Consider the following 25,044-nt stretch of genomic DNA (forward strand, 5'->3'; position numbering starts at 1 on the left):
AAAGGTGTATTGATGATTAGTTCCATTTCTATCAATACTGCGTTTTGCTTGGCGGCATCAGACATAGAGGCTCTGATTCAAGGTCGAATGATTGCCGCCATTTCACGAACATTTATTAATGCAATTCCGTATTTTGCAATTTGTCCTGCTGATATTTCTGACAATAATCAAGCGATTGAAATTCGAGCTTGGGCGCGGCTTGAAATATGCAAGATTTATAGCAATCCAGTTGAGATTGAAAAACTGTCTCGTTTAACTATTTGGAACCATCAATCACTACAAGACCTGTTGCAAGAGCGAAACAAAATATTTGTTGCCTATTTGCGAGTCTATCAACTAGATCAAGCTGTTAAAATACTGAGTGATCGAGCTAACCCTGATAAAATTGGAAGCTTCATCAGATTGCCAATCTCTCTAACAGGTACGACTGCTAAACCCGCATTAACTGATACTTTATTTAAACAACGTCGGCACCAACTGATTAATTTAGAAAATCCACAACATCCTGAACTAGAGGAGCTACACACCGCGATCGCCCAACTTCCCTCACCTAGCTTAGCATCTCAAGCTCTCGGTCACCAAATCAAAGTGTTTCTTGGGTGGGCTGATGATTCAGCTAAAAATCAGTCTGATCTAGACGCAGATTGGATAAAGACGATCGCATCACTTGGCGATCGCAGCAAAGAACTTGAGGGAAAAAGCAATTATCAAGCTGGTACAGACTTTGAAAATATTACGCGCAGAGGTCTTGAATACTTAGGATTTAAGGTTGATGAAACTTGTAAAGGTGGCGCAGGAGGTTTAGATCTTTTTTGTTCAGAACCCTATCCTTTGGTTGGCGAATGTAAAGCAGGTAAGAGCATACCCGATCGAGCAGTTGAAGAATTAGATCGGATTGGAAAGAGGCATCTTCGAGAGAATTATATGTCTGCTGTTAGATTGATTATTGGTTCTGGTCAGCCTACCAAACAACTTCAAGAATCGTCCATAACCTCAAAAATTAGTATTATTAGCGCAATGACCTTAGAGAAATTAGTGAAACTTCAAGCTCAACATCCAAACTCAATCAATTTGATTGAGCTTAAAAGATATTTAGTACCTGGGCAAGTGAATGATGAAATTGAGAAATATATTGAGGTAGTCTCAAGAGATATTAAATTACGATCGCATATCGTCCAAATTGTGAAAGAACATTTAAAGATTACAAGTGAAGACAATGCTGATGTTGGAACGCTCTACGGTGCTTATATGCACTCTACTCCGCATCGGTTCTTGACGCGTGAAGAGTTGCGCGAAATTTTAATTGAACTTTCTTCTCCCTTAGTAGGACATTTAGGGCGAGCAAAAGGAAATGATGGCGATCGCTTCTATTTCCTCCGCGATTTGCCGATCGTCTAAAGCGTGTCAGATGAAGTTTGCAGAGGTGGTGTAGGCGGATACCAGCGTTGAGCCAGAGTATTGAGCTGCATCAGAATATCGATTAGCTCCCGTCCGCGATCGGTTAAGCCATAGGTAACTTGCGGCGGAATCGTGGCTTCGTAATGGCGAAACAAAATGCCCTCAGCTTCCAGCATTCGCAGCCGTTCGGTCAAGACTTTGGTAGAAATTCCTTCGACCTTACGCTTCAATACGCCAAACCGCGCTGCGTCTTCTGCCAGCACCCAAAGAATATACATTGTCCAGGAGCCGGATAAGACGGACAGCAAAATGCTGAGCGGACAAACAGCGTCCCTATTGTCTTCATTGTTACAAACTTTGTTCTCTTCTGTAGACATGTTGAGCAGTTACTAAAAAGTGCGTATTAGTTACCTTTAGGTTACTACTTTACTTTCGTAACTACCCCCTTTAGGATAAGCCTGAACGGTTGAAAATTAGAGAGGTTTGGTATGTCTAGCGTTGTCGTAGTCTATTTTTCAGGCGCAGGTCACACGCACTTAATGGCGGAAGCGATCGCCAAAGGTGCGAATCAAGTTGCGGGAACAGAAGCCAAGCTGCTGCGGATTACGGGCGACCAAATTACAGAAGGACGCTGGAAGCAGCCCGAATTTCTAGAAACTCTGAATCAGGCAGATGCGATCGTCTTTGGCTCACCCACCTACATGGGCGGCGTAGCAGGACAGTTCAAAGCCTTTATTGACGCTGCCAGCGAAATTTGGTTTGCTCAGGGCTGGAAAAACAAGATTGCAGGGGGCTTTACCCACTCAGGCTCCCTCAGCGGCGACAAGCAGGGAACACTGCTCTATCTGGCAACTAACGCCGCTCAGCATGGCATGATTTGGGTGGGGTTTGCCGACCTGCCTAGCGCTTATTTTGGCAAAACAGACGGAGTAAATCGACTCGGCTCTTTCCTGGGCGTCATGGGGCAGAGCAATCTAGATATGAGCGGCAGCCCCGCAGAAATTGATTCGGGCGATCGTCTCTCCTCTGAAATCTACGGGCAGCGCATTGCTGAAGCGGTACAGCGCTGGCATTGAACCCTAAAATCCTAGAAAAATCGTCTCCACACTCCAGCCAGAAACCATCAGCAAAACTGAACAGTTGCAAGTCTCAAGGCACCCTGATAGATTCTCAGTATCGAGGGTCATAGTCTTAGCTGTCGCCAGCCTGCGTAGGACATTCAGAGTAAGGCGCGAAGCGCCCCACCCTAAATGTTCTCGTCATAACCGCCAAGGCGGTTGCTATGTGACCCTTGTTCAGTTGAAGTTTCAGACTTACTGTATTTCAGACTTACTGTATCTGAGGAGTGCGTAACATGGTTGGGTTCTTAATTTCTATCGTGGTGATTGCGATTAGTCTGTTGATTATCTCCAAGCTGCCTTTGGGCGTTGAGATTGATAATCCCGTGATTGCCTTGATTTCTGGAGCAGTCATCGGAGCCATTAACGGCTTAGTCGGGCTGTTTCCTGACTGGTTTAGATCCTTTGGAGCGATCGTCAGTCTAGGGCTAATTCCTTTGCTGAGTGGCGTGATTATCTTTGGTCTGGCCGCCCTCCTCGTTGAGGGTTTTCGGCTGCGTTGGGGAATCTGGAGCGCAATTTTGGGAGCGATCGCTCTCAGCATTGTCAACTCCATCCTCTTCTACATTCTGGGTCAAGTGGGCTTAGCTACAGCTTAATCAGTTGATTCCCCTAAATCTCCCAATTCTGGACGACTTTGAGTTCCGAAAGTCCCCCAGAATTGGGGGGCTAGCGAACCTCAGACGCAAATCAAAAGACTCGTGTGTACACCGTAGCCCTCAGAAGGGTTAGGGAAGATTTCTACTATTCTAGCTATCCAAGCAGCATGGCATTACTAATCAACATTCATGATTTTAGGAACCTTGAAGAAATCTCCCTGAGCAGTCACCTCCCGATCGGGCGCGCTGTCTAGGATGAGTTCGCGATCGCCACCGGATTCCACGCGATCGGGGCGCGTCACATTGCTGACATCAATTGCCCTGGTCGTAGGCTGCACGTCGTCAGTGTTGAGTTCGCTCAACTGCTCAAAATATCCCAAGATGCCATTTAGCTGCTCTGTAAACTGAGTCTCTTCTTCAAGAGTCAGATCTAGCCGAGCCAGATGAGCGACTTTGTGAACCTGTTCGCGATCGATCATAAAAAATGGGTCAGCAGAGAATAGTAGAAACCTAGCGGAATTTTAGAAGAAAACGTCGGCTTTGGAACGCCCGGTCGTCTTCAGCCAGTTCTGCGCTTCGATATAGTTGTTGGGAGCCTGACGAATAGCACGCTGCCAGTAGTCCGCTGCCTGGTCAAAATAGGCTTCGGCTTCGTCCGACTTGCCTGAACTGCTAGCTGCCTCCAACTGTTCGCCCAGATGATGGTAGATCACGGCAATGTTGTTGAGAGCCTGCGGCATCCGGGGACTAATTTCGATCGCCTGATGATACAGCTCTAGCGCGCGGGTATGGTCACCATTGCTGGCATAGATCAAGCCCATGTTGTAGAAAATGAAGCTGCGATCGTAGGGATCTTCTTCTAGCTTCAGGGCTTCCTCGTAGTTGGCAAGCGCCTCAGCATACTCGCCATCCCCTTGGGCAGACATACCATCTCGGTAGTAAGCAAACGCCTGTTTCGCAGTCTTGTTCGTCGGGATCATCTTCAGGATCATGTCTGCCATGACCGTGAAGGTTTTATCGATAAAGTTGTCGTTTCGTTGAGATCTGGGCATAGTTGCCTCGCGAGTCGGGGTTAGTGAGAAGCCAGTTGATCAAGCAACCTACTGAGAAGCGTGAACGAATTCTACCTCTCACGTCAAGTAACCGTATCTCAGCTTAACCTGTATTTCAGCTTAATCTAGATGGGCTGAGCTTGAGCAGCGAAAGGCAGCCGCGCAGACTCGATCGCGCAGACTCGATTTCCACACCCACCCCTTCCAATTCCTATACTGGAGGAAACAGTGTTCTTCATTACCGCTGTTCTTTTCATTACCGCTTAAGAGAGCTGAGGAATCAAGACGCATGGCTCCAAATCCAATCGTCATGCAAGCCGTAGAAAGGCTGAAGTATCGCGCTACCGTTGGTGATGTAGCGGCTCAGGCAGGGTTAGACATCAAAGTGGCTGAGCAATCTCTGCTCGTCTTAGCCTCTGAAGCCGGAGGACATATGCAGGTCGCAGAGTCCGGTGAAGTTGCCTACCTGTTTCCCCGAAATTTTCGGGACGTGGTGCGCAACAAATACTGGCGACTGCGGTTTCAGGAAACCTGGGGCAAAATCTGGCGGATTGTGTTCTATCTCATTCGCATTTCCTTTGGGCTAATGCTGGGCGCGTCCATTCTGCTGATTGTGCTGGCGATCGCTATTATCCTACTCGCTCTCAACTCGCGAGACGATAACGGCAGCAGCTCTGACAGCGGCTTCAGCGGCTCCTTTCCCTCCCTTTTCATGTGGGATTGGTACTGGATATTTTCACCCAACTACGGCTATTCGACCCATTCTCGCCGATCGTCTACTCGCAGCAAACGCGGCAGAGGTGGACAAGACGAGGATTCCATGAACTTTCTGGAAGCCATCTTTTCGTTCCTGTTTGGTGATGGCAACCCCAATGCCGACCTAGAAGACCAGCGCTGGCGATCGATTGGCACCGTCATCCGCAACAACGGCGGAGCGATCGTGGCTGAACAGGTAGCCCCCTACCTCGATCGGCTCCCTGGCGACTTTGAAGACTATATGCTGCCCGTCTTAACCCGCTTTAACGGACGACCAGAAGTGAGTCCAGAGGGCGAGATTGTTTACCATTTCCCCGATTTGCAGGTCAGCGCCAGTCAGCGTCAGTCCAAATCTGTGTCGGCATACCTGCGGGAGTCGGTCTGGCGGTTTAGTCAGGCTAGCAGCGGACAAATTATTGCCGCGGTCGGGCTAGGGGGCGTAAATCTGGTTGGAGCGCTGGTGTTAGGGAGCTTGCTGCGCGATGGGGCGATCGCGGCTCAGATTGGGGGTTTGGTGGGCTTTGTTGCCAGCATCTACGGCGTGCTGCTTGTCTACGGCATTGGGTTTTTGGCCATTCCGCTGATTCGCTATTTCTGGGTGCAGTGGCGCAATCAAAAAATTGAGGCACGCAACCACGAGAGACAAGAAAGAGCGATCGCTCTAAATGCTGCTCTTCCTGCACTAGAACAAAAGCTTGCCTTTGCTCAGCAGTTTGTGGCAGAAACGATCGTCAGCGAAAAAGATTTGGCTTACACCACCGAAACAGACTTGACCGAGCAGGAATTTCTCAACCCCAGCAAGGTGGATGCCGACTGGCAAAGGCGGCTGGAGCAGACCGACTAGCCCTTCTTTCAAAGGGCAAGCATAGCAATACATTAGAGCAATGAAAGCTTTAGATGCTCCACAGGATATCAATGCTGATTGGTTGAGCAGACCTTCGACCCAAGTTGCGCCCGACCTCATAGGCTGTGTCTTAGTCAGACAGTTGCCTGACGGCAAGATTTTGCGCGGATTAATCGTAGAGACAGAAGCCTATACGCCCGATGACCCAGCCTGTCACGCCTATCGTCGTCGAACTCCTCGTAATTCAGTGATGTTTGGTCCGGCAGGAGCTTGTTATGTGTACCTGATATACGGAATCTATCATTGCCTAAACGTTGTGACAGATCTGGATGGGATTCCTAGTGCTGTTCTCATTCGTGCTCTTCAGTTGGAGACATCGCCTCCTTGGATAGACCCTCAAAAAAATGTGAAGCTGCATCGGTTAGCTGCTGGCCCAGGTAAATTATGTCTTGCTTTGAAAATTGACCTGTCTCTAAACGCAACCCTGCTGCAACCTGTACAACCTTTATGGCTTGAACACCGTAGCGAACAATTTCAGCAGCAGCTTAATGAGTCGCCCTCCAACTTAACTCAAACGACTCGAATTGGACTGACACAAGGTGTGGATTTGCCCTGGCGCTGGTACTTGACAGATAGCTCAGCTGTGTCAAAACGAGGGTGAAAGTTGTGAAATATAGCGTGGGGGATTGCCAGCAGATTGGGATAGGCGATCGCACTGTTCCACAGCATCAAGGTTAACAGAAGCAGTTTAGCGTTTTCAATCGCCTGCGGCAGGCCGTTTAGGGTTGTGAGACCGGAGCTTTCAGCTCAGCATCTCAGGTGAGGGCTAGCGCAGGCTGGCGAATGGAGATTTCAATCACAAATCCTCTTTTCATAATTCTTTCATTTTCCCTGCTTTTCGTGGTATAGCCCTACGTAATTTAGTTAGGACAAGTTATTTTTTGAGAGCCGCGCTCCGCGCGGCTCTCAAAAAATAACTCATTGGATCTAAGCGCGTAGCGCTATACTTTTGAAAAATGAAAGAATTATGAAATTAGCCATGAGGCACAAGCCGCCCTTTAACAAGCATTTTCGAGTCGTTAATTTATATCCAATTGGGCTGGTGGGTCTATTAGTCGGTGTTTGGATCAGTGGATGTACACCCACAACTCCAACTCAGCCGCGTGAAGAGTCCCGTACCACTACCACTACTCCCGCCCGAAACGACAAAAAAGTTATTCTCACCACGTTTACCGTTCTGGCTGACATGGTGCGAAATGTAGCGGGAGACAAGGCGATCGTTGAATCTATCACCAAACCGGGTGCTGAAATTCATGGATATCAAGTCACACCCAGCGACTTGGAACGGGGTCAAAAAGCTGACCTGATTTTGGAAAATGGCTTAAACCTAGAGCGCTGGGCAGATCGCTTTCATAACAGTCTACCTAAAGTTCCTCGCATAACTTTGAGTGATGGGCTTCAGACGGTCAATATTGCTGAAGATGCCTACCAAGGTAAACCTAATCCCCATGCTTGGATGTCGCCTAAAAATGCCTTGATTTACGTTGAAAATATTCGCAAGGCGTTAGGAAATCTCGACCCAGCCAACGCTATAACCTATGACGCAAATGCCAAGACCTACAGCGAACAAATTCGGGCAATTGATGAAAAACTGAAGCAAGCGATCGCGACAATTCCCGCTGATAAACGCTACATCGTCAGTTGTGAAGGCGCATTCTCTTACATTGCCCGCGACTATGGCTTGAAAGAAGTTTACCTTTGGGCAGTCAATGCTGAACAGCAATCCACGCCAAAGCAATTAGAAAAAGTGATTAATACCGTCAAAGCAAATCAGATTCCTGCTGTATTTTGCGAGAGCACCGTCAGCAATGAGACGCAGCTTCAGGTTGCAAAGGAAACAGGCGCAAATTTTGCAGGTGTGTTTTATGTCGATTCTTTGTCTTCTGCCGATGGTCCTGCCTCCACCTATCTCAGACTACTAGAATACAACGTCAATACTTTAATCAAAGGCTTGCAAGAGAAGTAAAGGAAAGGAAAACAAAGAAAACTATGAATTCAGTCAGCATTGACATTGAAAACGTAACCGTTACTTATCACAGCAAAGTAGCATTACACCAAGCCGCGCTCCAGCTAAAAGCAGGGACGATTTGTGGATTGGTGGGGATGAATGGAGCAGGGAAATCGACCTTGTTCAAAGCCATAATGGGATTTGTCAAGCCCGTCAGCGGGAAAATTTTGATCAATGGATTAACCATCCGTCAGGCGCAAAAAAGTAATCTGGTGGCCTATGTCCCTCAGTCCGAGGAAGTAGACTGGAATTTTCCGGTTAGTGTCTACGATGTCGTCATGATGGGGCGCTATGGCTATATGAACCTCCTGCGAGTGCCGAGATCATGCGATAAAAAAGCTGTAAGAGACAGTTTGGAACGAGTGGAAATGTGGCAGATGCGCGATCGCCCAATCGGTGAGCTATCCGGCGGGCAGAAAAAACGCACCTTTTTTGCGCGGGCATTGGCACAACAGGGAACAGTCTTGCTTTTGGATGAGCCGTTTGCTGGGGTCGATATCAAAACCGAGAAAATGATGATCACTCTGCTAGTGGAGCTTAGCCAAACAGAACGCACGATTCTGATCTCAACCCACGATTTAGCGTCAATTACGACATTCTGCGATCAGGTTGTTTTGATTAATCGCAGCATTTTGGCTTATGGCAAAACCTCTGAAGTGTTTACCGAGGAAAATTTATCTCGCACCTTTGGTGGAGCAGTTGGCGATTTCTCTTCTGCCAAACGTCAAGTTAATTAAATCAATCAGGAGAAGTTCTAATGGATTTAATTCAATGGTTTGCTGCGCCATTACAGCATGGATTTATGATTAAAGCAATTCTGGTCAGTGCGTTGGTGGGAGTTGTTTGTTCTGCTCTATCATGCTACATGACTTTGAAAGGTTGGGCATTGATGGGCGATGCTGTTTCCCATGCCGTCATGCCGGGGGTAGTGATCGCTTATGTGCTGAATATTCCTCTTGCGGTTGGTGCCTTTGTGTTTGGAGTGGGTTCTGTGATAGCGATCGGATTCATTAAATCAAAAACGCGCATCAAAGAAGATACGGTGATTGGCTTAGTATTTACTGGATTTTTTGCGCTGGGATTAGTATTAGTATCTAAAATTAAAAGCTCAGTTGATCTGACTCATATTTTGTTTGGTAATATCTTGGGAATTTCGGATGCAGATATTACTCAAACAGTAATAATTAGTGCGATCACTTTAGTGACATTAGCAATTTTACAAAAGGACTTGATTCTGTTTTGCTTTGACTCGACTCATGCTCGATCGATTGGTCTAAACATTACTTTTCTCTACTATGTCCTTCTGTCTTTACTATCGCTCGCAGCTGTTGCTGGACTTCAGACAGTAGGCATTATTTTAGTCGTAGCAATGTTGGTTACTCCAGGTGCAACTGCTTATTTATTGAGCGATCGTTTTGATCACATGCTCCTGATTGCGATGGCTTCCGGCGTATTTTCCAGCGTCATGGGCACTTATATTAGTTACCACATTGATGGTTCAACTGGGGGCTGTATTGTTGTGGTACAAACCCTACTGTTTCTCGCCGCGATGATTTTTGCACCCAAGCACGGCTTATTGGTGAGATCTAGGAACTCTCAGACTGTCAGTGAATCGGACGCAAATCAATAACCTTTCAGCACTGACTGCTGCCCCCTCATATGGCGCTACGCGCTTAGATCCAATGAGTTATTTTTTGAGAGCCGCGCGGAGCGCGGCTCTCAAAAATAACTCGTCCTAACTCAATTACGTAATGCTGTATAGCTTTCGGAAATATGGCTAAAGCCTACAGCGCATCTACAAAATCACCCGATCGCCCTTACCGCTTTTTCAGCAAATCTTGAAACTGTTCGTTGTCTCGTAGAAAGTCGAAACAGCTATCGGTTTGTGCCATGACTCGGTATAGGTTAGGGCTGAGAACGATCGCCCGATACAAGTTCTTGAGGGCTGCTTCTGCATCTTCCTGGGTCGCATAGGTGCAGGCTTTGCCATACCAGGCGTTGGGATTGTCAGAGCGATATTGCAGCGATTTATCGAAGCTGGCGATCGCCTCTCCATAACGACTCAGCTTAGTCAGCACTAGCCCCCGATAATTCCAGGCATAGAAACAGGTGCGTTTCAGCGTTAGTGATGTGTCTAAACTCGTGAGGGCATCTTCGTAGCGACGAAGGGCGGCCATCGCTACAGCACGGCTATACCAGGCTTGGTAGTTATCTGGCTTCAGTTCGATCGTTTTGTCGAAGCTAGCGATCGCCTCTTTGTAGCGGTAGAGGTGCAGATAGGTTTGCCCCTGGTTGTACCAGGCTTTGATGTCTTCAGGCTCGTGTTTGAGAGCTTTATTAAAACTGATGACTGCCTCTTCGTAACGCCCTAATTTGGCTAGCGCAATGCCTTTGCCATGCCATGCCAGCGCGTGTTTCGACTTGATGCGAATGGCTTTCTCGAAGCTGGCGATCGCTTCGTCATAGGACTTCAGTTCACAGAGGGCATAGCCCCGCTGAGTCCAAGCCTGATGATGGGCAGGCTGAAGATCTAAAAATTTGTCGAACCGAGAAACGGCTCCCTCATAGCGCCCCAGTTTATATAAAGCATTGCCTTGGTCGTACCAAGTTTGCAGATCTTGACTCATAGAAGTTTCTGAGCCTGGAGCAGTTTGCGATCGGTTTAGAGAGAGTTTAAGCACAGCCTTTCTACTTCACAGTCTAGAGGCTAGACTCGAAGAATACTAGAGAAGGCTTACCTCCTAGGCAGAGGGCTATCTCTTTCTCAGCTATTGTTGCTATTGTTCCCTATTCGGCATATTTGATCGACTTAGACGTTTGGGTAGCCCTCAAAATGTATAGGATTTACGCAAGCCCTCTAGCTGTAGTGCATTTTTGTTGTGTGTGGTGGGCGCAGCCCACCACACACAACAAAAATGCGTAACTCCTAATGTAATGATTTCTTATGGGGTGAGCGAAGCCTACTCCATAAAAAATCATTACATGAATACCAGTACTGAAGTTTGCGCTAGTTAGGCAACAGCCGCCCCGGTGAGAGCCAGTAGCCCCTTAAATAAATGAATGCCCTCAGTATTGCCCAGTATCGGATCTGCGGCTCGTTCGGGGTGGGGCATCATGCCCAGCACATTGCCTTGGCGGTTACAGATACCCGCAATGTTGTGGAGCGACCCGTTGGGATTGCCTGACTCGATCGCCTCTCCCGCAGATGTACAGTAGCGAAACAGCACTTGCTGGTTGGTTTCCAACTCCTCCAAGGTTTGGGAATCGGCGTAGTAGCAGCCTTCGCCATGAGCGATCGGGAGCGTCACTACCTGCCCCGGATAATAATTTTGTGTCCAGGGTAAATTAGTGCGTTCAACCCGTAGGGCGACACGATCGCAAATGAAATGCAGGTTCCGGTTGCGGACTAAGGCTCCGGGCAGCAGCCCTGCCTCAGTCAACACCTGAAAACCATTGCACACGCCTAAGACAAACTTGCCCTGTTCTGCATGTTTGAGCGTTGCCTGTAGCGCTGGAGAAAAGCGGGCGATCGCTCCACAGCGCAGGTAGTCTCCATAGCTAAACCCGCCAGGAATAATCACCACATCCAGATCAGACAAATCGCTGTCTTCATGCCAAACCATGCGCGTCGGCTGGCGCAATAGATCGCGTACCACCATGGCAATATCGCGATCGCAGTTGGAACCTGGAAACACAAGGACTCCAAACTTCATCGGTTCACCTCATCAGCGACTTCTTTTAGCTCAAATCGATAGTTTTCAATCACAGGATTGGCGAGGAGCTGGTCACAAATGCGATCGAGCTGTTGTTGGGCGGCAGCTTGATCAGGAGCAGTCAAAGTCAGCTCCACATATTTACCAATGCGCACCTGCTCGACATTGCTATAGCCCATATGGGTTAGCCCCGACTGTACAGCGGTTCCAGCTGGATCGAGGACAGAAGGACGCAGAGTAACGTAGATTTGAGCCTGAAAAATTTGGTTCACGCGCTTGAAGAAGACGAAAGCACCTTCTATTCTATAGCTCTTTTAATCCGGTACTCGTGATCGTTCCGGTTAGTGGCGAACTGGCGCTGGCATAGGATTTGATGGGAATTCGCCCAGCGAGATAGGCTAAACGTCCGGCTTCTGTGGCGAGTCCCATGGCGCGACCCATAGCCGCCGGATTTTCTGCCAGAGCGATCGCCGTATTGATCAGCAGCGCGTCAGCTCCCATTTCCATTGCCTGAGCCGCTTCGCTAGGTGCGCCAATTCCAGCATCCACCACAACAGGCACTTGAACCGTTTCAATAATAATCTGAATATTGGCGGTATTCTTGATACCCTGCCCTGAGCCGATCGGTGAACCCAGCGGCATAACGGTGGCACAGCCCACCTCTTCCAATCGCTTTGCCAGTAGCGGATCGGCATTGATGTAGGGCAGAACGGCAAAGCCTTCTTTTACGAGCTTTTCAGCGGCTTCCAGGGTGCCGATTGGGTCGGGCAGCAGATATTTGGCATCGGGAATGACCTCTAACTTAACGAAATTGTTGTCTTCCTGACCCAACAGCTTCGCCATTTCTCGCCCTAGCCGCGCCACACGAATTGCCTCCTCTGCGGTTTGGCAACCTGCCGTATTGGGCAGCATCCAGATTTTGCTCCAGTCCAGCGCTTCGGCAAGTCCTTCATGACCGGGTGCGTTGGTCTGGACGCGACGAACTGCGACCGTGACGATCTCGCAGCCGCTAGCCGCGACGCTCTGACGCATTTGGTCAAAGTTGCGATACTTTCCTGTCCCTGTCATCAGGCGCGATCGAAACGATCGCCCTGCAATCACTAAAGGCTTAGGATCAACCAACGGTGCAGCGGCAGAATCAATGGGGGCAGAATCAATGGGGGCAGAATCAGGCGGGGCAGAATCAGGCGGGGCGATCGGGGAAGAATATTGCAGCATTGTGTCAGAGGGAGAAGTAGAGTCAGAGATGGAACCTGTAGGCTGGGAACCGTAAAACCGCTCCCAGGAAAAAGCGTCGAGTAAGGGAGAAGATTGCTGATTGAAGACGCGATCGCCCACCAGCCTTGCCGTGATGGGTGCCAGCAGAATTCCGTTGCGGTAGTGTCCCGTTGCCAAGGTCAGGTTATCACAGAGGCTTGACCCCAGAATGGGTAGCTCATCGGGCGTTGCCGGACGAAAGCCCCACCAGCATTCGTGAATCGGCAAATTGCTCAGCGCTGGGTAAAGCCGAATAGCGGCATTGAGCAATTTCTGCATTCCGGCGGGCGTATTGTAGGGAGTAAAGCCCACCTCTTCATTCGTGGCACCTATGACGATCCGTCCATCTCGACGGGGCACAATATACGCCTCTTCGCCAAACAAAACCCGCTGAAGCGGCAGTTTCTCAGCCTCAGCAACCTTTACCGCCAGCATTTGTCCTTTGCGGGGCTGCACGGGCACAGGCAGCAAGTCTTGTGACCAAGCTCCGGTTGCTAAAATGTAGTGTCCGGCAGTGCGATCGCCCCCCGTCGTGGTTAGCCTCACGACCTGCCCTTGGTACTGCTGAATTCCAGTAACAGCAATTCCTTCCTGAATATCTACGCCCAGGATTTCTGCAACCGATCGCAAGACCTGAGCCAAGGCCCGATTATCGACCTGTCCTTCTTCAGGATACCACCAGCCGCCGATCGCTTCACCTAGTCCAGGCTGGGCATGATGGAGGGCGGTGCGATCGAGCCAAATTTGGGCAGGATTGCTCAATTTAGTTTCAGGGAGCTTGTAAAGTGGGGCAAGGATGCCGCTCGACCAATAGCCTGTACTCTTGCCGCTCAGGTTTTCTAACTTGCTGATCCAGCCTGGATAAAGCGACAGGCTCTTCAAGCACAAGTCCAACATGGGGCTATCGGGAAGGGCTTCAGCTCTGGGAGCCAGCATTCCGGCGGCAGCATGGGAGGCTGCCTGCTGAAAATCACGGCTGAGGATAGTCACTGCGGCTCCGCGCAGCTTCAGGTCAATGGCGATCGCCAACCCGATGATGCCGCCACCGATGATTGCAATATCACTTATCGGATGCATGAAAGACTCCGTACTTGCCCTCAAATCGTGCTTGCCCGAAACCTATTCCAGTTCAGCTTCTTCAGCTATGAAATTCCAGCTATGAGATTCTCTACAAAAGTCGCTGGATTGTAGAAAAAAAGCATCTAACGCAGGTTAGGCATTAGCGTCTTGAGACAACCTAAAGACAGTCTGCCTTGCTACCACCATGCAGACACGGGGCGGTTCGCACCTGCTCCACCTGCTCCAGCTGTAGCAGCATTTGGTGCTCTTGCAGAAGAAGGTGAGTCAGGCACCACTAGCGTACTAACTCGGCTGGGCACTCCATCTGGGCGAATCTGATAACCTTGCTGTTCAGGAGGCAGTTCTACCTGAGAGGATTCGGGTTCTGTACGTCCGTCAGCTTGCCGATCAGGGGGTGGTTCAACGGCATTGGGATCGCCGTATACGAATCTGTCAAGACCTTCTGAAACCGACTTTGCAAAGTCTGAAATACCTTTGGAGACAGAATCAAAGCTGAAGGAGGGCGATCGCTGAGTTGGAGAAGTGGATGCGTCAGGATTGGGATTGGGAGAATTGTTGGAATTCGGGTAGGTAAAAGTGGGATCTGGGTAAGTGGTGTAGGGACTTGGAGAAATAGGAATATTAGGATTTGGATAGTTGGGATTAGAACCAGGGTTGGTCAAGTTTCCTGAGGGCGACATCGTCCGGTTAAGCAGCACCAACAGCACAAACCCAAGCAGCCCTAATCCGATAAATCGCCCAGCATCTTTGACGAGGTTAATAGCGGTGAATATCAAGCCAATCAGAATAATTCCGGCAATCCCAATCGTTACTCCAAATGGTTCGGGCATACCCTGATCTCCATCAACAAATCTATTTCAATCATCGCCTATGATCTTCAATTTTGCGGTTACTAAAAATAATTGCTTGTAGCTAAAGCTGGAAATGCTGAAGCTGGAAATAGGAATATTTACCAAAGCCCTCTGATCGGTTGAGCTGTCGAGACGCGGGGAGGAGGGGCAGAAGGCTGTAATAATGCTGTGCCAGATTCAGAGCCATTGGGAGGAGCTTGATTGATCAGGTTTGGCTGACCTGATTGCCCCACCTCAACTTCCCCTAATTCGCCGGGTTGCGCAGGCTGACTTTGCGCAAGCTGATTCTGACCATACAGCGTAGACAAAGAAGGATTTAAGCCTTGTGCTACGGATTGCCAACCCTGCGCCAGCGGTGGAGAAGAAATTGTGGAATTTGAAGACAGGGTGGAGGTAGGATCAGGAACAAGCGATGGATTCTGGCTGGGCTGTGAATTGGGGCTAAGCTGTGGATTCTGGCTGAGCTGTGGATTTTGGCTGAGCGCTGGACTCTGGCTGAGGGCGTTGGTAGCATCCACAATTTTGCTAGAACCAAACAAGAGCGCGGCTGCCGTTAGCATTGCCCAGCTTAGCGGACGAAGAATCCCCTTGACTGCCGTTCCTGCGATCGCCGCAATGGCGCTAGCTCCCAGCAAACCAAGCATTGGATCCATGTGGCGTACCTCCGTTCTACTAATCTTGTTCCGCTACCTCCATTCTAAAGTGAAGCAATAGAGGATTGCTAAACAAATATCAAACCTGATATTCAGTCTCATCAATTAGGCTCATTGACTAGGCTCAGACTAGGCTTACAGGTCAGTGGTTTTGCATGAGAGAATAGGAGGAAAGCGATCGCTGGTTTCCTGGCGTTCCTGATGCTTTGTCTTTACTATTTTGTTTTCATAGCTTTGTTCCCATAGCTTTTTCCATGCCATGAACCCAGACTCACACGCCGCCAAAACCCTCTGGATCTACGACACTACCCTGCGGGATGGCGCTCAGCGGGAAGGGCTGTCGCTGTCTACAGATGACAAGCTGCGGATTGCCCGTCAGCTGGATTGCCTAGGAATTCCATTCATTGAAGGCGGCTGGCCTGGAGCCAATCCCAAAGATGTGCAGTTCTTCTGGCAGTTGCAGGAAGAACCGCTGACCCAAGCAGAAATCGTTGCCTTTTGCTCGACCCGTCGCCCCGGCAAAAAAGCTGCTGAAGACCCGACGCTGCAACCGATTTTGGCAGCAGGAACCCGCTGGGTGACTTTGTTTGGCAAGTCTTGGGATCTGCATGTAATTGAAGGGCTGCAAACGACGCTAGACGAAAATCTGGCGATGATTCAAGACACGGTCGAATACTTCCGCAGCCAGGATCGGCGCGTCATTTACGATGCTGAACACTGGTTTGACGGCTACAAGCAAAACCGCGACTATGCCCTAAAGACGCTAACTGCGGCGATCGCTGGCGGAGCCGAATGGCTAGTGCTGTGCGACACTAACGGCGGCACTCTGCCCCACGAGATTACGGCGATCGTCCAAGACGTCATTCACTTCGTTGAGCTTTCCCACTCCTCCTCTGCGCTCCCCGCTCCCCAGATCGGTATCCACACCCACAACGACTCTGGAACTGCCGTAGCCAATGCGATTGCTGCCGTCATGCAGGGAGCCAGAATGGTTCAAGGCACCGTCAATGGCTATGGCGAACGCTGCGGCAATGCTAATCTCTGCACTTTGCTACCCAATCTACAGCTCAAGCTAGGCTATCAGTGTGTCCATTCCGATCAATTGGCTCATCTCAGCGCATCCAGTCGGCTCATTAGCGAGGTTGTCAACTTAGCGCCAGATGACCATGCACCGTTTGTGGGTCTGTCGGCATTTGCTCACAAGGGCGGTATTCATGTCAGTGCCGTTGAGCGCAATCCCCTTACCTATGAGCATATTGCGCCAGAGCTAATCGGTAACGCTCGCCGAATTGTCATCTCCGATCAGGCAGGCTTGAGCAATGTGTTGGCAAAAGCCCGTAGCTTTGGCATTGATCTAGATAAGCAAGATCCTACCTGTCGGCAAATTTTACAGCATTTGAAAACGCTGGAAAATCAGGGCTATCAGTTTGAAGCCGCTGAGGCTAGCTTTGAACTACTGATGCGGGAAGCGTTAAGGCAGCGACAGTCATTTTTTGTGATCAAAGATTTTCATGTTCATTGCGACATGGTAGGCGGATCGAAGGCAGGACAAAGCCACTCTTTAGCAACTGTGAAGGTCATGGTCAACGGACAAGATATCTTGGAAGCCGCCGAGGGAAATGGCCCTGTTGCAGCGCTAGATGCAGCATTGCGCAAAGCCTTGACTAACTTCTATCCTGAAATTTCCACCTTTCACTTGACAGACTATAAAGTTCGGATTTTGGATGGCGGCGCGGGAGCTGCGGCAAAGACCCGCGTACTGGTAGAGAGCAGTAACGGACATCAGCGCTGGACGACTGTAGGCGTATCAAGCAACATTATCGAAGCGTCCTACCAGGCTAGCGTTGAAGGACTAGAGTATGGACTAATGCTGCAAAGTCAGGCTAAAGCCGCCCTAGCACCTTCCTCCTGATTCTCTTTTGAGCCGATTCATCTTTCGAACTTGAGCCGCTACTCAAAATACAGCGTTTTGCACTTGGTCGAGTCTGGGCTATCCAATTGAAAAATGCTGTAAGTTAGCCCCTTTTAAGTTAGCCCCATTAATGTCATACCAATTTAAGACCCAATCAGGGCAGATGATTTTCGAGAGCCGCGCGGCTCTCGAAAATCATCTGCTGTCTCATCAATTTAAAGTGGTATCAGGGTCGATGCTGTTCCTTGCCTTCGTTCTGGTACTCCCCTTGTAATTCCCTCTTCGCATCGATCGAAATCACAGGTTGGTGTTGATAAAGCTGTTTCACTCGTCTGCTAATTTGCTGTTAATCTGCAAAAAGGCTTCCACTAGGATTTGTAAATCCTTGACCCATTAAGGGTCAGGGTTTTCAGTGATTTGCGTCTTCCCAGTTGACGAATGCTTGGGCTTCCTGCCATCCCTCACTTGGTGGCTATTCCGATGCAATCACTTTGCAAATGGTAGTACGGGACAATCCAGTGACTTCAGCTATTTCGCTCACTTCGTCCCGTCCAATTGCTCTTGCTTCGGTGGCTGCTCAGGTGCACTATGTCTCCTCATTCGGAAACAGTTTAGTAGACTCATATTCTCACTAATCATAGCTTCAGTAACAGCTTGCACAGTCATAGACCTTACTAAGCTAAGCAAGTAATAGTCCTCATTTCCAATTTAGATCTGTTTAAGTCGTTCTAAATAGCTGCCTGAGAGCTTGACATTAAGGGCTTAATGTTCAGAGACTCAAGCCGTTAGAGAGCCGAGCCATCGAAGCATTTTGAATACTGCGATCGCAAAAAATGAGTTGACCAGAAATCACTCTTCATCATCATCCTGATCCAGCTTGACTAACTGAATGTGCTTATAGCCCAACTTGATCTCAAATTCATCTCCTGCAATCAGCCCCATTTTTTGAGTGTAGGTTGAGCCAATCACAATCTGACCATTTTGATGAACGCTGACACGGTAAGTCGGCTCGCGCCCTCGACCATCTTTCGAGCTTTCCGTATCTAGCGTTGTGCCTTTAGCTTCTAGAATTGCCTCCAGAAAGTCTGCAACATTGACGCGGGCTTGGTTATTTTTCCCAGTCGTATAGTAGCCGCAACGTTTAGCCTTTTCTCGTCGCGGTAGATCTGATAGCTCTTTAACTTTTTGCAGGAGTGCTTTTCCAGTCAGTGGAGCAGTTGCCATTTCAGTCATTGCTTTCTAGGGTTCCTCACAATCGTTGAGATCAACACGTCAAGATTATCGATGTAAATCGTAATCTGCTTTAAATCCTATAAAGAATATAGCCTTAAAGCTCTAAAATTTGATAGCTAAATGATGACTCGATCGATAAAATCTAAGATCACAATTATCCGGTTCCAAAAAATTCTACTTCATATCAGATTAAATACTTCTCCAATCAACATTACTCTCTTAGCCAACATCAAGAGAATTTGACTCAATATCTGGATGAGTCGAATACCTGGGTAGGTTAAGTATCTAGATAAAACTTAAGTTAGTTGCTCAACAGAGGCTTGCTCAAGATGAAATCTCCCGTGAATTATATGGGCTGGCAATAATGAAGCTGGCAATAGCGGTCAAAGAATTTGAATTAGCTTAAGTTCGTAAGAAAAGCTTGATGAGATGTAGAACGAGTCTGTACATGGCAAAGCCGATCGCTTCAATCAAGAGAATCTGTAAGCATTCTGCGATCGCACAGCTTCAAAAAGGTTTGGGTTTAGACTAGAGATATATCGCTCCGCATCACGATCGCCCATTCAAATCTATGCAAGTTCAATTTCAGGTCATTCGACAAACCGCAGATTCTCCCGCACGAATCCAGACTTATGCACTAGAAGTGGAGCCAGGAAACACGATTTTAGACTGCCTCAATCGGATCAAGTGGGAGCAAGATGGCGGTTTGGCATTTCGCAAGAATTGTCGCAATACCATTTGTGGAAGCTGCACCATGCGGATTAATGGTCGATCGGCACTAGCCTGCAAAGAAAATGTGGGGAGCGAACTAGCGCGACTGGAGGCGATCCATGCCGCATCACCGGACGGTGGTTCTGCCCCTTCAGCCAGTGCGATCCCCACTTTAACGATCGCCCCCATGGGCAATATGCCTGTGATCAAGGATCTGGTCGTGGATATGCAGAGCTTCTGGGATAACCTAGAGGCGGTCGATCCCTACGTCAGCACCGAGGCGCGGCAGGTGCCAGAGCGGGAGTTTTTGCAGCTTCCAGAAGAGCGCGATCGACTGAATCAGGTGGGCAACTGTATTCTCTGTGGAGCTTGCTACTCAGAATGCACCGCCCGCGAAGTGAATCCTGAGTTTGTTGGGCCGCATGCCCTGGCAAAGGTATATCGGACGATTGCCGACTCTAGGGATGACCAGACAGAAGCACGGCTAGAGCAGTATAGCGAAGGCACGAGTGGCGTTTGGGGCTGCACGCGCTGCTACTACTGCAACTCTGTCTGCCCGATGGAGGTAGCCCCCATGGAGCAAATTAGCAAGATTAAGCAAGAAGTGCTCGATCGCCAAAATGCCCAGACTAGCCGCCCTGTGCGCCATCGTAAGGTGCTGATTGACCTGGTGAAAGAGGGGGGATGGATTGATGAGCGCAAGTTTGGGCTAATGGTGGTAGGCAACTCATTCCGGGATTTGAGAGGTCTAGCAGGCTTAGGGCCTCTGGGCTTGCGGATGTTGGCACGCGGCAAGTTCCCGCTGATGTTTGAGCCATCTGAAGGAGCCGCAGAAGTGCGATCGCTGATGGAAGCCGTGCAAAAAGCAGAAAGTTAGCGGCACAAGCAGCTTAGGATCGTAGCACTAACCTGTAATAGTTATTTGGAAGTGCCGCGCTTCGCGCGGCACTTCCAAATTATTGGATCTCATCTAATCCATGCTCCTTAGATTTTTGGCTAGGGTTGTTCGAGAAACTGGGGCTGTTGAAGGAGCTGTGGCTGTAGCGGCAGCACCGCTAGTCCGTAAGCAATGCGACTACAGCCAGGAATACAGCGATCGCTTGAGGCTCGGTAGGTATCTTGGGTAATAGTGGCATTGGGCAGCTTTTGCCTCAGCCAGCGAGCGATCGCCCCCAAGGACGCAGTGCCGCCTGTGCAAATGACTTGATTAACGTCTGTTACAGTCAGATCTGCTTGGGTCAGCAACGCATTTAGCTCACGATTGAGCCGCTGAATATAGGGCAGCAAAACCTGACTTCCCAAATCCTGCCGGAGGATGGTCTGCTGTTGATGACCCAACTGTAGGCGGCAACGGCTCTGCTGCTGGAGGGTGAGCTTAATATATTGCGCCGCATTGAGCAAAATATTACCCGATCGAGAGCTTTGTAGACGCTGTTGAAGTTGACTACGCAAAGCTAAATCCGGCTCTCCAGCATGAGGCAGCTTCAAATTGTGGAAGGCAAGCACCGTCAGATCGATCGCCTCGGCAATAAAATCTTCTGCAACGGCTTCTCCCAAACCCTCTAGCGATCGCGCAATACTGTTCCCTGCGTCTTGGGTGAGAAAAGGATAGATTAATTGACAGATAATATCCTGATCAATCCCCTGACCGGCAAACGGAAGGCTGCGAATCTGCACCTTGTTTCGATTCAAATCTAGCGAGTTTGGGGCTACTGGCGAATTTCCTGCAATCTGCATGATTGCAAGTTCGGTCGTGACGGCTCCAGCAACCAATACCAGCGTGTTTTTGGACTCCGAAGTTTCGGTTGCAACAGCATTTCGCTGAGAGCTGTGCGGCAAAACAATTTCTCGACCGCTACTGCTGTTCAGAGTAGACAAGAATGCTGCGATCGAGTCTTCCACAAAGTAAATCTGATCTGGATCAGTTACCAGATGGGCATCCAGGACAATTTGCCGCAGATTAGAACAGTAAACCTCTGACCAGTCAGCAGGATAGCCGATCGCGACACCCGTGATCGGCGGCAGGGCAGCTTCAAGCTCTAGCGCTTCAGCCGAGCCGATGAGACTAGAAAGCAGAGCTGACAGCGCCTGAGTGATTTGAATGAGCGAAATTTGCTGAGTATCTGACCCTTGCACCACCGTTGGTCTGCGATCGCTCGTCTGCTGGGGAAGCTTTAGGTAAGGCTTAAAATCATGCAGATGAAAGGCAGCGTGGTTAGCAGTCTGGAGCGAGAGAGCTGAGGGCAGACGAAATTTGAGTTCGCTAGGGACTTCAGATCTTTCTGGCAGTCCTGAGATCGGCGATGTCCAGTAGAGGGGGTAGAGGTGATAGGTTGCTTGATTGAGCAAGACGGCTGAAATTCCAGTCGTGCCAAAGTCTAGACCCAAATACCACCGGGCTTCAGTAACTTGAGGGATGTCTTCAGGGATAGGTGGCTCGACAGCGATCGGCGCTGCCTGGACTTCTTCTGCCATGTCCATTGCCCAAGCCTCTAAGCTTAGAGCTTGAAGGTCAGGCGTTTGAGGATCGGGCAGGAGAACCTCTTGAAGTGATGGAGATTCAGGGGCGATCGGCTGAGCTGCCATCATATCCATTGCCCAAGCCTCCAGGCTCATTGCCCCAGCACCGCCTTCCTGCGATTCGCCTGTTGGCGCGTCTACCGGAAAAATATCTACGAAGGGATCGTTTTCCAGAAGGCTTTCATAGTCGATCGACGAGGAATCAGCGTCGGGACTTGCCGAAACCCAGCCCGGACTGATATCGGGATCTAGACTTTTTTTTTAGGCTGTGTCTCAAGCTCAGGGGCTTCAGTATCGGGGATCTCTAATCCGGGCAGCGACGGTATTCCTTCAAACAAAATGTCTAAGCCTTCTAGAGTAAAAGCATTGCCTGATGCAGCTAAGTTCTCTGAGGAAGCGCTCCGGCTGTCTGAAGCCCGGTCTGAAGGTTGGTCTGAAGCTTGGTCTGGAAACTGGACAGATGTTTGATCAGACGTTTGATCAGGAGCCTCGAAGAAATTGATATCGGGATCTGGGTTAGCACCTGAATTAGGATCTGGAGCAAATGCCTCTAGCTCATCCGTAAATAGAAGATCTTCTAGCGTGATGGCGTTAGCAATTTGGTCAGCCTGACTGTCGATCGTCCCTTCCGAAGGAGCCTTCAGGTATAAATCTGCCAAGGGATCTACGCTCAATGTATCCTCACGATTCGTTGCCTGTGGCGCCAGGTCACTTTCCAGATTTAAGCTTGCGCTTTCCAGATTTAAGCTTGCGCCAGGAAGCTCTAGGGTAGATAGATCTGCCGTGAGTCGTTGCAGCGTGTCCTCGCCGACCTCAAAGTTAGCGATCGTCTCTTGCGAGGTGGCTGAAATCAGCAGATCTTCTCCAGGATGAGCAGGTTCAAAGGCATCAGGATCGCTGACATCAGATTCAGCGGGGGTAGCGATCGCCCACACACTGTCTTCAGGTCTTTCTAGCTCAGGGACGTCTAGATTGGGAGTGGCATATTCTGAAATCAAATCGGTCAGCGCCGAAATGGTCTCTACCGGAGCCGTAACGGCTGGAGAAGCCGCAACTGGCTCGATCTGAATTTCCTCTGCCAGCTCCCAAAAGATATCTTCCTCAATGGGTGTGCTGATTTTAGATGAGTCGAAACTAGAGGGTTCTTGGGGGGATGCAGGTTCGCTCAACAGGAAATTTTCGACCGACTGAGGGAAAGGAGCGATCGAGAAATCGGGTAAAAAGTCAGCTTCTGCATCTTGAATGGGCTGAGCGATCGCCGGATCGACGGCTCCACCAAAGAGGTCTTCGTGGGAAGGCGCTGCCGTCAGGCTGTAGCTTTGGAGCGGATCTTCTGGCTGAAGCGTGTTGCTCTGGGACGTGTTGCCCTGGGGCGTTGGCACATCCTCTTGAAACCACTCATTCAAATCCACAGATGGCGCTAGTTCATTCTCTGTATCTACCTCAAAAGACAAGAAATCTGTTGGCTCCAGAGTTTCAGAGGCTAAATCAGGGTTTGGCAGATTTGTGAGATTGCTGTCTAGATCCCTGTCTACATCAGAATTCTCCGAGATTTTCAAGTTCTTGTTGGTATCACCAAACAAGCTCTGATAGAAATCGTCAGTGTAGAGATTGTCAGGAGAATCAATCAGTGAAGGGGGAGCGATCGCCTCAGACTTCTCCTCAAACCTTTCCTCAACTGACCCTAATTCTAGAGTGCCGTCTGGCTTGAAGGAATCTATAGGCAGTTCATTAGATTCGGCTTTAGATATGCTGCCTTCAGGGAGTTCTGTCTCAGCTTCAGCGCTAAGTTGATTGAGCAGATCTAGGGCAGACTCCAGATCTTCAGAACTAGAATCAGATGGGGCGTCACTCTGGGAAAAGCTTTCTGGAAGGAAGGTGTGAGAGATGTCATAGGAAGGGGAAGGGTCATGAGAATCCCTAATACTGACCTGATCCAGATCTTGAATAGCCTGATCTAAATCCAGATTTTGAATACGGGTTGCGTCTTCCGAGGAGAATTTTGAGAAGGGAAATTCCTGATCTTCTTGGAAGAAAGTCAGGTCGCCATCGTCATCAGGAAAATAATCTACCTCTAACGGAGCAACCGACAGGTCAAGCTGCTGCAACTCCTGATCCAGCGCTTCCAAACTGCCGACCTCTAGCGCAAAGGGCTGTGGCTGCCATCGCGTCTCTAAAGAATCGGGTTGAGGATTGGTGGGGCTAAGCGAATTCAATTCCTCTAGGAGTCGGGCAATCTCAGCATCTGCATTTTCATCTAACGCTCTTTTTGTAGACAGAGCGCGATCGCCCTCCAAAATTTGCGGTTGAGCAGGTGACTGGACTTGTTGCTGAGCTTGCTGCTGGGACTGCGACTGCAAGTAGACTGATGCCTCCTTGCCCAACTGTTCTGCCAGTCGAGTGACGAGCGCAGAAAACATCGCTTCGCCCTGCTGCCCTAGGCTTTGCATTCGGCTTAGCCCTTGCTCTAGAGACTCTTGGTAAGTCAGAATATTGTTTTGCAAGGAATCAAAAATGACTTGCAGCGTTGAATCTAGCTTTAGCAAAAGCTGATCCGACTGAATTTGTACGCGCTGAATTTGCTCAAGCCGCTGGGCTGAACTCAAGGAAGCGATCGCCAAATTCTCAGAGTCTGCCGCACCATGCAGCAGCGGCGGCTCAACCGCGCCCTCAACGGCCAGACTGGCAACCATTTGCGTCACCTGCCCCCGCAGACTTTCCTGCATCTGCCCCATAGCCGACTGAAGAAACTCCATCAAAAGCTGCGGATTGCCCTGCGGTAGACCATACTGCTGGCGTTGGGCTTCGAGCTGACGAATTTCTTGGGTGAGCGCCTCTCGCTGCTGCCGCAACAAATCTACATCCGATCGCATCGGTTGCAGCATATTGACCCGCAGATAGGTCATTTCCTGTAAAACCGCTTGCAGCACTTGTTGAGCAGATTCTGCTGCGGGCTGTCCAGAAGGCAGGAGCTTTGCTTCAGGATCGATCGTCTGATCGGTTAGCCCTTGACTAGGGATTTGCAGTTTGTCCAGACAACTCCGGGCTTGCTCCAAAACTTGCCGCTGCCGCATAGCATCGGTGGACATGACCCAAGGCAAACGAGGGGTGGTTTTGCTAAGAACCTCGTCAATTTCTTGGATAAGCGCTTGAATTTGGTCGTTTTGAGCCACGGTTTAAGTCCCTGACTAGAGTTTCGCAGATGAGCAGGTTACAGAAGACGGGAGCGGGAAAACAGACGCTTTGTTTGCTAGGTAATCTGCCCCCAGATAATCTACC

The 25,044-nt window shown here is 49.4% G+C and carries 22 protein-coding genes; 10 read left to right on the forward strand and 12 right to left on the reverse strand.

Annotation, left to right across the window (positions count from 1 at the left end):
• Positions 1-12: 12 nt before the first annotated feature.
• On the forward strand, positions 13-1,398 hold the full coding sequence (locus AC5JMP_RS13615; protein WP_495852017.1) for a DUF1802 family protein: 1,386 nt from the start codon (positions 13-15) through the stop codon (positions 1,396-1,398).
• Here the strand turns inward: AC5JMP_RS13615 and AC5JMP_RS13620 are convergent.
• On the reverse strand, positions 1,395-1,775 hold the full coding sequence (locus AC5JMP_RS13620; RefSeq protein WP_495852018.1) for a winged helix-turn-helix transcriptional regulator: 381 nt from the start codon (positions 1,773-1,775) through the stop codon (positions 1,395-1,397). The two genes, AC5JMP_RS13615 and AC5JMP_RS13620, sit on opposite strands and share 4 nt — an antisense overlap.
• A 111-nt stretch (positions 1,776-1,886) precedes the next feature.
• Here AC5JMP_RS13620 and AC5JMP_RS13625 point away from each other — a divergent pair, with 111 nt between their 5' ends.
• Both AC5JMP_RS13625 and AC5JMP_RS13630 read left to right on the forward strand, forming a co-directional pair.
• Positions 1,887-2,474 (forward strand): flavodoxin family protein, encoded by a 588-nt coding sequence (locus AC5JMP_RS13625; RefSeq protein WP_495852019.1) that lies wholly within the window; start codon positions 1,887-1,889, stop codon positions 2,472-2,474.
• Positions 2,475-2,752: 278 nt separating this feature from the next.
• The gene (locus AC5JMP_RS13630; protein WP_495852020.1) at positions 2,753-3,115 is read left to right on the forward strand and encodes a phage holin family protein; all 363 of its coding nucleotides are present in this window, start codon (positions 2,753-2,755) and stop codon (positions 3,113-3,115) included.
• Positions 3,116-3,291: 176 nt separating this feature from the next.
• Here the strand turns inward: AC5JMP_RS13630 and gatC are convergent, their stop codons facing one another.
• Together gatC and AC5JMP_RS13640 are read right to left on the reverse strand one after the other, a co-directional pair.
• Positions 3,292-3,594, reverse strand: a complete 303-nt coding sequence (gene gatC / locus AC5JMP_RS13635; protein WP_495852021.1) for an Asp-tRNA(Asn)/Glu-tRNA(Gln) amidotransferase subunit GatC — start codon at positions 3,592-3,594, stop codon at positions 3,292-3,294.
• Positions 3,595-3,636: 42 nt separating this feature from the next.
• Positions 3,637-4,167 (reverse strand): photosystem I assembly protein Ycf3, encoded by a 531-nt coding sequence (locus AC5JMP_RS13640; RefSeq protein ID WP_495852022.1) that lies wholly within the window; start codon positions 4,165-4,167, stop codon positions 3,637-3,639.
• 289 nt (positions 4,168-4,456) lie between these two features.
• Here AC5JMP_RS13640 and AC5JMP_RS13645 point away from each other — a divergent pair, with 289 nt between their 5' ends.
• The 5 genes from AC5JMP_RS13645 to AC5JMP_RS13665 all read left to right on the forward strand — a co-directional run bounded on the left by AC5JMP_RS13645 (position 4,457) and on the right by AC5JMP_RS13665 (position 9,465).
• Positions 4,457-5,767 carry a hypothetical protein gene (locus tag AC5JMP_RS13645; protein ID WP_495852023.1) on the forward strand — a complete coding sequence of 437 codons (1,311 nt, stop codon included), beginning with the start codon at positions 4,457-4,459 and terminating at the stop codon, positions 5,765-5,767.
• A gap of 40 nt (positions 5,768-5,807) precedes the next feature.
• The gene (locus AC5JMP_RS13650) at positions 5,808-6,428 is read left to right on the forward strand and encodes a DNA-3-methyladenine glycosylase (protein ID WP_495852024.1); all 621 of its coding nucleotides are present in this window, start codon (positions 5,808-5,810) and stop codon (positions 6,426-6,428) included.
• A gap of 366 nt (positions 6,429-6,794) precedes the next feature.
• The gene (locus tag AC5JMP_RS13655; protein ID WP_495852025.1) at positions 6,795-7,793 is read left to right on the forward strand and encodes a metal ABC transporter substrate-binding protein; all 999 of its coding nucleotides are present in this window, start codon (positions 6,795-6,797) and stop codon (positions 7,791-7,793) included.
• A 23-nt stretch (positions 7,794-7,816) separates the two neighbouring features.
• On the forward strand, positions 7,817-8,572 hold the full coding sequence (locus tag AC5JMP_RS13660; RefSeq protein ID WP_495852026.1) for a metal ABC transporter ATP-binding protein: 756 nt from the start codon (positions 7,817-7,819) through the stop codon (positions 8,570-8,572).
• A 20-nt stretch (positions 8,573-8,592) separates the two neighbouring features.
• The gene (locus AC5JMP_RS13665; RefSeq protein ID WP_495852027.1) at positions 8,593-9,465 is read left to right on the forward strand and encodes a metal ABC transporter permease; all 873 of its coding nucleotides are present in this window, start codon (positions 8,593-8,595) and stop codon (positions 9,463-9,465) included.
• A 187-nt stretch (positions 9,466-9,652) separates the two neighbouring features.
• Here AC5JMP_RS13665 and AC5JMP_RS13670 read toward each other — a convergent pair whose 3' ends face one another.
• From AC5JMP_RS13670 to AC5JMP_RS13695, 6 genes are all read right to left on the reverse strand, one after another.
• The gene (locus tag AC5JMP_RS13670) at positions 9,653-10,516 is read right to left on the reverse strand and encodes a tetratricopeptide repeat protein (RefSeq protein ID WP_495852028.1); all 864 of its coding nucleotides are present in this window, start codon (positions 10,514-10,516) and stop codon (positions 9,653-9,655) included.
• Between the two features lie 330 nt (positions 10,517-10,846).
• A complete protein-coding gene (gene purQ, locus AC5JMP_RS13675; protein ID WP_495852029.1) occupies positions 10,847-11,548 on the reverse strand; it encodes a phosphoribosylformylglycinamidine synthase subunit PurQ in 702 nt (233 codons plus the stop codon).
• The gene (gene purS, locus AC5JMP_RS13680) at positions 11,545-11,820 is read right to left on the reverse strand and encodes a phosphoribosylformylglycinamidine synthase subunit PurS (RefSeq protein WP_495852030.1); all 276 of its coding nucleotides are present in this window, start codon (positions 11,818-11,820) and stop codon (positions 11,545-11,547) included. Before purS ends, purQ begins: the two co-directional genes overlap by 4 nt.
• Positions 11,821-11,851: 31 nt before the next feature.
• Positions 11,852-13,882: a glycine oxidase ThiO gene (thiO, locus tag AC5JMP_RS13685; protein WP_495852031.1), complete on the reverse strand. Its 2,031-nt coding sequence runs from the start codon at positions 13,880-13,882 to the stop codon at positions 11,852-11,854.
• A gap of 179 nt (positions 13,883-14,061) precedes the next feature.
• On the reverse strand, positions 14,062-14,715 hold the full coding sequence (locus AC5JMP_RS13690) for a hypothetical protein (protein WP_495852032.1): 654 nt from the start codon (positions 14,713-14,715) through the stop codon (positions 14,062-14,064).
• A gap of 119 nt (positions 14,716-14,834) precedes the next feature.
• Positions 14,835-15,389 carry a hypothetical protein gene (locus AC5JMP_RS13695; RefSeq protein WP_495852033.1) on the reverse strand — a complete coding sequence of 185 codons (555 nt, stop codon included), beginning with the start codon at positions 15,387-15,389 and terminating at the stop codon, positions 14,835-14,837.
• A gap of 259 nt (positions 15,390-15,648) precedes the next feature.
• Between AC5JMP_RS13695 and cimA the strand changes: the two genes are divergently transcribed.
• Entirely contained in the window at positions 15,649-17,301 is a 1,653-nt protein-coding gene (gene cimA / locus AC5JMP_RS13700) for a citramalate synthase (protein ID WP_495852034.1), read from the forward strand.
• Between the two features lie 849 nt (positions 17,302-18,150).
• Here cimA and AC5JMP_RS13705 read toward each other — a convergent pair.
• Positions 18,151-18,534, reverse strand: a complete 384-nt coding sequence (locus tag AC5JMP_RS13705) for an AbrB family transcriptional regulator (RefSeq protein ID WP_495852035.1) — start codon at positions 18,532-18,534, stop codon at positions 18,151-18,153.
• A gap of 571 nt (positions 18,535-19,105) precedes the next feature.
• Between AC5JMP_RS13705 and AC5JMP_RS13710 the strand changes: the two genes are divergently transcribed.
• Entirely contained in the window at positions 19,106-20,122 is a 1,017-nt protein-coding gene (locus AC5JMP_RS13710; protein WP_495852036.1) for a succinate dehydrogenase/fumarate reductase iron-sulfur subunit, read from the forward strand.
• Positions 20,123-20,241: 119 nt separating this feature from the next.
• Here the strand turns inward: AC5JMP_RS13710 and AC5JMP_RS13715 are convergent, their stop codons facing one another.
• Positions 20,242-21,861 (reverse strand): hypothetical protein, encoded by a 1,620-nt coding sequence (locus AC5JMP_RS13715; RefSeq protein WP_495852037.1) that lies wholly within the window; start codon positions 21,859-21,861, stop codon positions 20,242-20,244.
• Positions 21,862-22,013: 152 nt separating this feature from the next.
• Positions 22,014-24,938: a hypothetical protein gene (locus tag AC5JMP_RS13720; protein WP_495852038.1), complete on the reverse strand. Its 2,925-nt coding sequence runs from the start codon at positions 24,936-24,938 to the stop codon at positions 22,014-22,016.
• Positions 24,939-25,044: the final 106 nt, after the last annotated feature.

The sequence above is a fragment of the Drouetiella sp. genome, from assembly GCF_059504425.1.